The sequence below is a fragment of the Citrobacter sp. EC_71 genome, from assembly GCF_019584005.1.
GTDB classification, from domain to species: domain Bacteria; phylum Pseudomonadota; class Gammaproteobacteria; order Enterobacterales; family Enterobacteriaceae; genus Citrobacter; species Citrobacter werkmanii.
The window spans coordinates 15,992-27,843 of sequence record NZ_VDAY01000033.1 but is presented as its reverse complement, the minus strand read 5'-3'; the positions used below and the strand labels follow the sequence as shown (position 1 = coordinate 27,843).

The 11,852-nt window shown below is 55.0% G+C and carries 7 protein-coding genes and 2 pseudogenes; 4 read left to right on the top strand and 5 right to left on the bottom strand.

Annotated features, from left to right (window positions below; genetic code table 11):
* Window positions 1-230, top strand: a 230-nt coding sequence (locus tag FHD02_RS22665) for a hypothetical protein (RefSeq protein ID WP_220394333.1), incomplete at its 5' end; no start/stop codon positions are given.
* Between the two features lie 49 nt (window positions 231-279).
* Here the strand turns inward: FHD02_RS22665 and entF are convergent.
* From entF to fes, 3 genes are read right to left on the bottom strand one after another with little or no spacing between them, the layout of a single operon-like run.
* Window positions 280-4,170 carry an enterobactin non-ribosomal peptide synthetase EntF gene (entF, locus tag FHD02_RS22660; protein WP_220394332.1) on the bottom strand — a complete coding sequence of 1,297 codons (3,891 nt, stop codon included), beginning with the start codon at window positions 4,168-4,170 and terminating at the stop codon, window positions 280-282.
* Complete coding sequence (locus tag FHD02_RS22655) at window positions 4,167-4,385, bottom strand: MbtH family protein (protein WP_079225062.1); 219 nt, start codon at window positions 4,383-4,385, stop codon at window positions 4,167-4,169. The genes entF and FHD02_RS22655 overlap by 4 nt, the downstream gene beginning before the upstream one ends.
* A gap of 30 nt (window positions 4,386-4,415) precedes the next feature.
* Window positions 4,416-5,633 (bottom strand): enterochelin esterase, encoded by a 1,218-nt coding sequence (gene fes / locus FHD02_RS22650; protein ID WP_220394331.1) that lies wholly within the window; start codon window positions 5,631-5,633, stop codon window positions 4,416-4,418.
* Between the two features lie 253 nt (window positions 5,634-5,886).
* Here fes and FHD02_RS22645 point away from each other — a divergent pair, with 253 nt between their 5' ends.
* A complete protein-coding gene (locus tag FHD02_RS22645) occupies window positions 5,887-8,181 on the top strand; it encodes a TonB-dependent siderophore receptor (RefSeq protein ID WP_042309884.1) in 2,295 nt (764 codons plus the stop codon).
* Window positions 8,182-8,230: 49 nt separating this feature from the next.
* Complete coding sequence (gene entD / locus FHD02_RS22640; RefSeq protein ID WP_137360471.1) at window positions 8,231-8,884, top strand: enterobactin synthase subunit EntD; 654 nt, start codon at window positions 8,231-8,233, stop codon at window positions 8,882-8,884.
* Here entD and FHD02_RS24565 read toward each other — a convergent pair.
* Both FHD02_RS24565 and FHD02_RS24560 read right to left on the bottom strand, forming a co-directional pair.
* A pseudogene (locus FHD02_RS24565) lies at window positions 8,874-9,587 on the bottom strand (alpha/beta hydrolase); the annotation flags it as partial. The gene entD and the pseudogene FHD02_RS24565 overlap by 11 nt on opposite strands.
* A 294-nt stretch (window positions 9,588-9,881) precedes the next feature.
* Window positions 9,882-10,571 (bottom strand): annotated as a pseudogene (locus tag FHD02_RS24560) (GNAT family N-acetyltransferase); the annotation flags it as partial.
* Window positions 10,572-10,713: 142 nt separating this feature from the next.
* Here FHD02_RS24560 and FHD02_RS22630 point away from each other — a divergent pair.
* Complete coding sequence (locus FHD02_RS22630; RefSeq protein WP_137360469.1) at window positions 10,714-11,832, top strand: YbdK family carboxylate-amine ligase; 1,119 nt, start codon at window positions 10,714-10,716, stop codon at window positions 11,830-11,832.
* The last annotated feature ends 20 nt before the right edge of the window (window positions 11,833-11,852 follow it).

Here is an 11,852-nt window from a genome sequence, read left to right as displayed (position 1 = left end):
ATGATCGGCATCGCTCAGTCCGGTTGGTGATTTTGGTTGGTTTGGCGATTGATCAGATCGCACAATCCGGGCTGAGTTCCCTTTCAGTGATCTACTATTCCGCGCAGCTATTTAGTCAGAATTATCTGAAACTTTCTTTGCGCATCCACCCCTACCAAAAATTATCTTCGGAATTTATTCACTCTCCTCGCCAACCCATCCCACATCAAAGTAACAACCCCACAACATGACGCTGCATTATGGGGTTGTTCGATCGCCGCAATAGCAAAAGTGACTTTGTTACACAGATTGATTAATCAGCGCATTAATTACAGGCCCTATCGTCTCAAAGGCGGTGGGGGAAATGATGTCGACATGCGCGCAGTCCTGACGATAAACATCCAGACTGGATATCCATGGTGACCAGCTACGTTCAGGGCTAACGTCCTGCGGTAATGTGCGTTCAGCAACAAACAACGTCGCGTGGCCCGCAAAAGGTACGCTGTGGGCTGTGGTTAACAGGCGAACCGCATCGGCATAATTACCTTCAATAGCGTTGAATAACGCGTCAGACGCATTGCCCTGCTGTGCGGCCAGAAACGCTTCACGTTCACGCTCGATCTCCGCCAGTACGGCAGGATCCAACCCATTAGCCTCTTTTTCCTGCCAATTTTGCGTTTCCGGCGGCCAGGTATCCAGCAGCCCCAGAAAGGCAACTTTCTCACCCCGGGCGAGTAAACGCGCGGCAATCCCCTGCGCCAAAGTGCCACCCAGCGAATAACCTAATAAATAGTATGGACCGTGAGACTGCTGGTTAAGCAGCGTTGCCAGATGATGGTCACATACCGCATCGAGGTTTTCCGCCGTTTGCATGGGTCCATCCGGTCGCGGTGACTGAATGCCTATTATCGACCACTGTGGACTGAGGTAACGCGACAGCACGCTAAACTGCCAGGCAAAACCCGACGCCGGATGGAAGCAAAACAGCGTTGGGCCGTGACTTTCACGCAGCGGCAGCAGCGTCTCAAATCCCAGACGCTGCGACTGTTCATCATCATGGTTCTCCAGCAATGCGCTGAGTTGTTCAACGGTAGAAGCCACCATAATCTGACCTGGCGTCACCTGTCGTTCAAACAGGCGACTCAATTGTGCCGCCAGCTTCATCGCCAGCAGAGAATGTCCGCCCAGCGCAAAGAAATCTGCCTCCACATCATTGACCTCACAATCCAGCAAGGCTGCAAAAGAGTGCGCAATGGTGGTTTCGATCCCAGGGCGCGGCGCACGTCCCGTTGTACGCGACGTTAACTGAGGCATCGGTAGCGCTTTACGATCCAATTTACCGTTCGCGCTGAGCGGCAGCTCCGCCAGTTGCAACAATACCGTCGGCACCATATGCGCTGGCAGTTTTTCGCGCAGACTCTCCCGCAATCCAGAGGTGTCCAGCGGTAAACCCGATTGCGACACCAGATACCCCACCAGTTGACGCGCATCGCCGCCGGTCGCCGCCGCCTGATTAAATACGCAGGCATGGGCAACAGCATGCTCGACATCGGGCAGTTGCTGCATCACTCGATCAATTTCCCCCAGTTCAATACGCTGTCCGCGAATTTTGAGCTGGTCATCGCTGCGCCCGAGATATTCCACCGCGCCATTTTCCAGCCAGCGGGCCACATCCCCGGTACGGTACATGCGTTCACCGGCATTAAACGGATCGGCGATAAAGCGGCTTGCCGTCAGATCCGCTCGTCCCAGATAGCCCTGCGCCAGTTGGATCCCCGTCAGGTATAGATCGCCCGCTACGCCGAAGGGCACCGGACGCATCATGGCATCAAGGATCCGCAAACCGGTGTTCCATACCGGATAACCAATCGGCACGCTGTTGCCGGTTACGGCGGCGAGCGCTTCCCCCCAGGCCGGATACCAGCTCACATCGACCGCCGCTTCGGTTGGTCCGTATAAATTGTGCAATGGCGCATGGGTCAACTGTTCCCACTCACGACACAAATCTGCTGGCAAGGCTTCGCCGCTGCAGAATACCCGCTTCAGCGAGGCACAACTTTCCTGCGCAGTTTCCGGCGTCAATGACGCAATAAAAGCAGCCAGCATGGAAGGGACAAAGTGAGTGGTCGTCACCCCGTATTGGGCGAAGAATTGCTGCATCGCCAGCGGGTCGCGGTGTGCCTCAGGTTCCGCCATCACCAATTTTGCGCCGGCTATAAACGGCCAGAAAAATTCCCACACCGAGACATCAAAACTGCACGGCGTTTTTTGCGCCACCACATCCTCTGCCGTTAGCGGATAGTGATTTTGCATCCACAGCAGGCGGTTGACGATGGCCGTTTGCCCGACCATCACCCCTTTTGGTCTGCCGGTAGAACCGGAAGTAAAAATAATATAGGCCGTATGATTAGGTTGAGAGAGGGCCAACGGCGCGGTATCTCCCACAGGCAGCGGCGCGTTGTAGCACAGGCTTTCCAGTCCTGGGATATCGCCAAAGCGCGCCAGTTGCTCATCGGTTGCGATCAACAATTTTGGCTTCGCGTCTTCGAGCATCATCCGCAGGCGATCGTCCGGGTATCCGGTATCCAATGGTAGCCAGGCGGCGCCGGCTTCAACAATACCGTGCAGCGCCAGCGTCAGGAACACGGAACGCGGTAATGCTACCGCAACGCTGTCACCTGGCTGTACGCCACGCGCACGCAGTAGCTGCGCCAGCGCCACAACCTGCTGGCGCATTTCGCGATAGCTTAACTGATAGCGAGCATCGGCCAGCGCCGGGGCATCCGGCGTTTTATCGGCCTGCTGTGCCACCAGCGCGCTCAGCGTAGTGGACGGGATCTCCACCGTCGTGTCGTTAATCTTCGCCAGCCGCTCATACTCCGCTGGCAACAGCATCCCGGCCTCACCACAGCGTAGCGCCGGATTGTCGGCAAACTGTTCGATAAGCGCGGTTAAACGCGATGCGTGTTGCGCCAGCGTCGCGGCATCGTAACGCTGTTTATTGGCGAGGATTTCAATACTCAGCCCACCGTTTTCATCCGGGAATAGCGCCAGCTCAAGATCGTTGACCGGGCCTGTCGCCAGGGTATGGGTCTGCGCCTGAACGCCCGGAATATTCAGCTGATAATCGAATATTTTCACGTTCAGCACCGGGCCGAACAGCGGCTCGGCACCAGCTGCGCGCCCGCTATCGCGAACAATTTGTTCAGCGTCATAACGCTGATGTCGCCGCATTTTCTTCAACTGCGCTGCCAACCGCTGGGCCAGCGCAGGCAAGCTTTCTGCCGCATCCAACCTCACGCCAAAGGGCAAAACGTTTAAAACCGGTCCGGTGGACGTGAGCGCCGCCGATCCCATACGCCGCATAAAGATAAACCCGGCGGCATAATCCATTCGGCTGCATAAACGTCCCAGCCACAAAGCCACCAGCGCCAGGGCAAGATCTGCTCGCTGAACGTCAGGCATCCGTGCCGCAAGCTGACGGAACGCTCCTTCTGGCGCGGTTAGCTTCAGACGAATAATATCGGCACTGGCCGAACGACCCGGCAACGGTTTGTCCGACAACGAGGCCGGGGGCGGTAGTTGCTTGCGTTGCTCGGTCCAGTAAGCACCATCACGTTGCCAGGCATCGCTTTGACGATACTGTTGGTACTCTTCCACGACCTCGGCGAATGGCGTAAAAGGTGAGTCTGCCGTGGATTGTCCACACTGCCATGCGCTGTAAATGGCGGCTATCTGGCGGGTAATGGCCGGGAAACTGAAGCCATCAACCAGCAGATGATGATAACGCTGATACCAGTACCAACGTTTATCTCCCACCTGAATGAGCTGATGGAAAACCAACGGTTTAGCGCCATCAGCGCGTAAGTCCTGTTGCAGATCGGCCTGCATCAGTGCGCGGGCTACTTCATGTGGGTTGGCATTTTCACGTAGATCGAGGATTTCAGGTTGCGCAAAAGTGAGCGTAGGATCGACCCATTGCCAGACCTCGCCGTTATCTTCGCTAAACCGCATCCGCAGAGTATCAGCCTGATCCAGACCGGCAACGATTGCCTTTGCCAGCAACGGCGCGTTCAGTTCACCGGTTAATTCTACATAGTGCGCAACGCTCCATGCCGAGGGCAAGGTGGAGAGTTTTTCCGCCATCCAGATCCCCGGCTGAGCCGCGACTAACGGTAAACGCTGAGTCATGGAGCCTCCTGCACATCAACGTAGTTTGCTGGCGTCAGGGTGGTCCAGTTTGCGTCCAGCCATTGCTGGCAGGCTTCCGGCGATTGCGGTTCGCACGCGACTTGCCAGCCAGCAGGAAGGGAGCACTGCTGCGGCCAGAGGCTAAACTGACGCTGTGGGTTTTGCAGAATGTAAAACTGGCCCTGCGGATTATCGAAGGGGTTACTGAATTCCATACTCAACTCCTGTCGTGGAACATCGTCCGGTTAAATCGTCTCGGAAAGCGGCTGCCAGAGCGTCATTAGCCCTTGCATCAGGCCGCCGCGCCAGCAAAGCGCATCGTGTCCGCCATCAACCTGACGCCAGAAAATAGATTGTGGTGCAGAGGGTAATTGGGCATATAGCGCCTGATTGGCACGAAAAATTATCGGCTCGCGGATCCCGGCCTCCAGAACGATACGCAGTCCCTGAACGCTGACCTGCCCGCTCTTCAGTTGCTCAACAATCGCCCCATCCTGATGACCGCCGCGATGCGGCCACCAGTAAGAACCGGACTGGCTAAGCACACAGCCGAAGCGCGCGGGCCAGTTCAGTCCCGCATACAGCGCAGACAACCCGCCAAAACTTTGTCCGGCGACCACCGTGCGCTGCGGATCGTCACTGAACGCAGTGGTCGTCTTTACCAGCGGCAATAGCTCCTGCTGTACCGCCAACCAAAAATCGGCGTTACACGGCAGTTCGCAACTACGATGAGATGTGTCGATCGCGTCAATCAGAAGATATACGGCGGGTGGGAGATCTCCGCGGTGCGTGAGCGCAGCCAGTGCAGGCCAGACCGGCATACTTTGTGCCCAAAACTGACCGTCCAGCAGGATAGCCAGCGGACGCGCTTCTGGTCGGGCGTCACCGGTGGTAAATACCCATACGCGACGCGTATTCCCAAGCCTGGTGCTGTGCCATTGCAGGCAAACTGCGGGGCAATCGGGATCTTCAGGCTGATCCCATCCAGGCTGTACGGGAGTGTCTGGCATTTCCAGCGCAGACACCGCATGGCCACGACCTCCCCGCCAGCTCTGAGGATTAAGAGGATCGGCAATCGCCTGCGGTAACAATTGTCGCCAGCCTTCACGCAACACAGTTCGGTCAGGCGCTTCACCCGCCGTCAGCGCGGAAAAAATATCGTCCCGAGCGGTGGGAATGAAACAGTAGCTACCGCGCCAGTGGGCGCTGAGGGAAACACTCCAGTACCAAACATTTGTACCGCTAATACGTTGCATCGACTGAGGGGGGACATTTTGATGGTGGTCGGTGACGCCGGTGATATAGACCCACACACGACGAATGGCTGACTCTTTTTCCGTTCCCTGCGGGTCACGCCACCAGAAGGTTACCCGATAATTTCCGTTCTCTTCACGCTCCCACTCCGGGCCTTTTTTCGACTGCCACCACGCTTCGCTTCCCGTCTTTAACGTCGTCACCGCCATAACCCCATGTTTATTGTGAATTTTTATGATTCAGCGTGAAATATATTGATAATATTATTGATAACTATTTGCATTTGCAATAGCGTATTGTCGCGCTGTGGGAAGCGCGCACAGTTTTTCACCACTTATAAACCGACCTGGCGCTGCGTACTTTTTCTGGAATGGAGGGTTTACGCGGATGCGGGCGACATCAGACCAAATGCCGCACCACGGCACATGGGTTCTCGTGGCTAAAAGAACAGCAGGACATACAATGAACAACAAGATTCATTCACTGGCCTTATTGGTCAATTTAGGGATTTACGGGGTAGCACTGCCAGCAATGGCAGAAGATCAAACTGAAAACGCCGCTGTCTCTCATGAAGACACCATCGTCGTTACCGCCGCTCAGCAGAACCTGCAGGCGCCGGGTGTTTCAACCATCACCGCGGATGAAATCCGTAAAAATCCTCCCGCCCGCGATGTGGCGGAAATCATCCGTACCATGCCTGGCGTTAACCTGACTGGTAACTCAACCAGCGGCCAGCGCGGTAACAACCGTCAGATTGATATTCGTGGTATGGGTCCAGAAAACACCCTGATTCTGATCGACGGTAAACCGGTGACCAGCCGTAACTCCGTGCGTCAGGGCTGGCGCGGCGAGCGTGATACCCGCGGCGATACAGCCTGGGTGCCACCGGAGATGATCGAGCGTATTGAAGTGCTGCGTGGTCCTGCCGCCGCACGTTACGGCAATGGTGCTGCGGGCGGCGTGGTGAATATCATCACCAAAAAAGGCAGCAATGAATGGCACGGTTCGTGGGATACCTATTTCAATGCCCCGGAACACAAAGACGAAGGCTCGACCAAACGTACCAACTTTAGCCTGAACGGCCCATTGGGCGGGGATTTCAGCTTCCGTCTGTACGGTAATCTCGATAAAACTCAGGCCGACGCATGGGACATCAACGACGGTCACCAGTCGGCTCGTACAGGGTCATACGCCGATACGATGCCAGCCGGTCGTGAAGGGGTAAAAAACAAAGATATCAACGGCCAGCTGCGTTGGGATTTTGCTCCGATGCAATCGCTGGAGTTTGAAGCAGGCTACAGCCGCCAGGGCAATCTGTATGCTGGCGACACTCAGAACACCAACAACGATAACAAAACCAATGGGCTGGTAAAAAAATACTACGGTAAAGAAACTAACCGTATGTACCGCCAGAACTATGCGCTGACGTGGAACGGCGGTTGGGACAGCGGCATTACCACCAGCAACTGGGCGCAGTACGAACACACCCGCAACTCTCGCTTAGGTGAAGGTCTGGCAGGAGGTCTTGAAGGATTATTTAACAGTAATCATTTTACTGACACTGACCTGGCGGATGTCACTCTACACAGCGAAATTAGCATTCCATTCGACCTGTTGGTTAATCAGAACCTGACGCTGGGTACCGAGTGGAATCAGCAGCGTATGAAAGACATGAGTTCCAATACCCAGACGTTTATGGGGGGGAACATACCTGGTGCCAGCAGTACAGATCGTAGCCCGTATTCACAAGCTGAAATTTTCTCTCTGTTTGCTGAAAACAACATGGAACTGACCGACAGCACCATGCTGACGCCGGGTCTGCGTTTCGATCACCACAGCATTGTGGGCGATAACTGGAGCCCGTCGCTGAACCTGTCTCAGGGGCTGGGCGACGACTTTACGCTGAAAATGGGCATCGCGCGCGCCTATAAAGCACCTAGCCTGTACCAGACTAACCCGAATTATATTCTGTACAGCAAAGGCCAGGGTTGCTACGCCACCGGTTCTGCCACCGGTATTGGCTGCTATATGATGGGTAACGATGACCTGAAAGCTGAAACCAGCATCAACAAAGAGATTGGTCTGGAGTTCAAACGCGACGGCTGGCTTGCAGGCGTTACCTGGTTCCGTAACGATTACCGCAACAAGATCGAAGCGGGAACCGCACCGCTAAGCAGAACGTCAATTACCCAGAAAAACCCGACTACGGGCAAAGAAACAACAACCTACACCGATATCTATCAGTGGGAAAATGTGCCTAAAGCGGTGGTTGAGGGTCTGGAAGGGACGTTGAACGTGCCGGTTAGCGAAACCGTTACCTGGACCAACAACATCACTTACATGCTGCAAAGTAAGAATAAAGAGACCGGCGAACGCCTGTCGATTATTCCTGAGTACACGCTGAACTCAACGCTGAGCTGGCAGGCACGCGAAGATTTGTCACTGCAATCAACCTTTACCTGGTACGGCAAACAGCAGCCGAAAAAATATGATTACCAGGGCAAACCGGTTACCGGCAGTTCGGCGAGTGAAGTCAGCCCGTACAGCATCGTCGGTCTGAGCGCGACCTGGGATGTGACGAAAAACGTCAGCCTGACCGGCGGCGTGGATAACGTCTTCGACAAACGTCTGTGGCGTGAAGGTAATGCCCAAACCACCAGTGATATCAAAACTGGCGACTATATGGCGGGCGCAGGCGCATACACCTATAACGAACCGGGCCGGACGTGGTTCATGAGCGTGAACACGCACTTCTGATAACGTTTATCCCTCTCCTCGCTGCGGGGAGAGGGAAATCATCGCTAGCATGCACACCACGCACACACCGCTCACTTTCGCAGACCACACGCTGCATATTGTCGAGTTTGATCCCGCCAGCTTCCATGAGCAGGAGCTGCTCTGGCTCCCCCACCACGCTCAGCTCCTGTCCAATGGACGTAAGCGTAACGCTGAACACTTAGCAGGGCGGATCGCTGCAGTATACGCTCTGCGCGAATTTGGCCTCAAAACCGTACCCGGCATCGGCGCACAACGCCAACCGTTGTGGCCGCGAAATCTGTTTGGCAGCATCAGCCATAGCGCATCAACTGCGCTGGCGGTGGTGTCGACGCGTCCCGTTGGAGTGGACATCGAAACTATTTTTCCACCACCAACCGCCGTTGAGTTAGCTGAGAGCATTGTCGATAACCACGAACGACAGATTATGCCTCACGCCAACCTGCCCTTTCCGCTCGCCTTAACCCTGGCGTTCAGCGCAAAGGAGAGCCTGTATAAAACGTTTTCGGAACACACTACGGCGTTACCGGGGTTCGCCAGCGCTAAAGTTACCGCCCTCACCCCAACCCAGATAACCTTGCGAATCCTGCCCTTATTTTCGCAAAGCCTCGCCGGGCAGGAAATTAACGTTCGCTGGTTTCAGCGCGATCGCCAGGTCATTACGCTGTGCGACGTTATTTTTTAACAAACTCACCAATCGCCTGATACGTAGCCTGCGCCTCCTGCGGAACTTTATCCTCCAGCATCAAATATGCGTGCGTCATCCCAGGAAAGTGCACATGCTGAACGGATATCCCCTCCACCTGCAATCTGGCGACAAATGCAAAACCCTCATCCCGTAACGGATCCAGCCCACCACTGAATACCAGGGTAGATGGAAAATTCTGGCTCAGCGGCAGATAAAGCGGAGACACCTGTTTACGATCTTCTCCATTGCGGAAATATTGCTGAAAATACCAGCGTATTTTGCTTTCATCCAGCAGCTTTCCTGAACCGTTTTCCTGTACCGACGCCCAGTTCAGGGTGTAGTCCAGGCTCGGATAAATCAGCACCAGGCGATGAATAAATCCCGGCAGCTCACGGGATAAAGCAGCGGCCAGCGTCGCGCTGAATGCACCGCCGCCGCTGTCACCAATAAGCGTAAGTTGGCGAGTATAAGGAATATGCTGACTTTCGAGCAGCGACCAGACGTTTTCTATCGCGGCTTTAGTATCGCAAAGACCCGCCGGGTAAGGATTTTCTGGCGCACCTCGATAATCAACCGCAACAACGGTATTTTTTGTCGCCATCGCCAGATGTCGGGCGATAGGGTCGTACACCTCCACCGAACCACTCAGATGTCCGCCGCCATGGATAAACACCACCACCTTCGGCTCTGTGGTAAGTGTCGGGCGATAAATCCGTACCGGAATGCGACGCTCCCCGGTATCTACTTCAGTATTGATAATCGCCGCCATCGGCTCCAGGGCGGATACATTCGCTTTTGTCAGCGCCGCTAATCCTGCTCGAGAGCTGAGCGTGTCGTAGACGGGATTGGGATTATGGGGTTGCGCGGCGAGAAAATCAGCCAGCGGCGCGGGCGGTGTTTGCGCCACCGGACCGTGTTCCTGTTGCCAGCATTGTTGATAACCTTGCTGTTGCGTCTGCACTGTCTCAGCGTTGACGACCTCACAGGAAAAGCACTCTGCCATCGACCTGCGTTGCCGCCCATGTTCATCAAAGTTGTCGGCAGCCAGCCAGCGCTGCAATGCGGCATCGCGCTGCGGCCATTCGCTATCAATTATTGATAACCAGTCGCTGTCGCGGTTGCGCCCCTTACGCACAATCTTCTGGCGAAAACGCCCTTCAAAGATAAATCCAAGACGCTCTGCCGCCCGTCGCGACGCCGTATTCAACGAATCGCATTTCCACTCCACACGACGGTACCCTAACGCAAACGCCTGACGCAGCAGCAGCCAGACGCTTTCGGTGCCGAGTACCGTATTTTTCATGCGCGGCGACCAGGTCACATGACCAATTTCGACCGAGCCATGCTCCCGCTCGATCGCCATAAAACACACCAGGCCAACGGCACGCCCGGAACGCTGTTCAATTACCGCATAAGGAACCAGAGAGGCGTCAGTGGATTTTGCCGTGATCCAGCAAGCCGCGGCTTCAACGCTCGTTGGGCGAGAGCTTGCAAGCCAGGTCCAGTCGCGATCGTCGGGTGCCTGCGCATAGGCATCAAACAGGTCGGCGGCATGGCTGTCAGCATCCAGAGGAACCAAACGGCAGTACTGCCCAACAAGCTCTTCCCGTGGCAGCACGGCGGCACCTTTCCAGTCCGGAACAACATCGCCGACTGTCTGTCCATACAGATTTATTTCCGGCACGACTCAACCCCTGTTGCGAAGCAAAAAATAGTTATAGCACCTGCCATTTCGCCTTCAAAGCGTCATGCGATGATTTCTTACGCCGAACAGAAAACCAGCAGCCCTTCTATACTTAATCAAAATCAACGCTGAAGAGAACCCTATGTCACTACCCGATTTTCATGTTTCCGACCCTTTTACGTTAGGCATTGAACTGGAAATGCAGGTGGTTAATCCCCCAGGTTACGACCTGAGCCAGGATTCTTCCCGGCTGATTGACGCCATTAAGCCGCAGCTTACCGCCGGGGAAGTGAAGCACGACATCACCGAAAGTATGCTGGAGATGGCAACCGGAGTTTGTCGCAATATCGACCAGGCTGATGCTGAATTGTCGGCCATGCAGCAGGTAATCATGCGGGTTGCGGCAGAGCATCACCTCGCCATCTGCGGCGGTGGTACGCACCCATTTCAAAAATGGCAACGTCAGGAAGTCTGCGATGACGAACGCTATCGACGTAACCTGGAAAATTTTGGTTATCTTATTCAGCAGGCGACCGTTTTCGGTCAACACGTCCATGTTGGCTGCGCCAACGGTGATGATGCCATTTACCTCCTGCACGGGCTGTCGCGATTTGTTCCTCATTTTATTGCGCTCTCTGCCGCCTCACCTTATATGCAGACATCCGACACGCAATTTGCCTGCTCGCGCCTGAATATATTCTCCGGATTTCCCGATAACGGTCCGATGCCATGGGTGAATAATTGGCCGGAATTTACGGGACTATTTCGTCGCCTGGCTTACACCAGCATGATTGATAGCATTAAAGATTTGCACTGGGATATCCGCCCCAGCCCGCACTTCGGTACGGTTGAGGTTCGGGTAATGGACACTCCGCTGACACTTAAACACGCGGTCAATATGGCGGGACTGATTCAGTCCACCGCCCACTGGTTACTCACCAAACGTCCATTCAAACACCAGGAACAGGATTATTTACTGTATAAATTCAACCGTTTTCAGGCCTGCCGTTTTGGTATGGCGGGAATCGTCACTGACGTGAATACGGGCGATGGGCATCGCCTGGCGGATGACACGCTACGGCTGCTGGAGAATGTCGCCGCCTCTGCGGACAAAGTGGGTGCGACCAGCGCGATTGAAGCCTTACGCCTACAGGTTAAAAATGGTCATGATGAAGCACAGAATATGCGTGATTTCGTGGCGGGAGGCGGATCGTTGAGTGGTCTGGTGAAAAAACACTGTGAGATTTGGGCAGGGCTTTAGGCGGGGGATTTGCGTTGCCC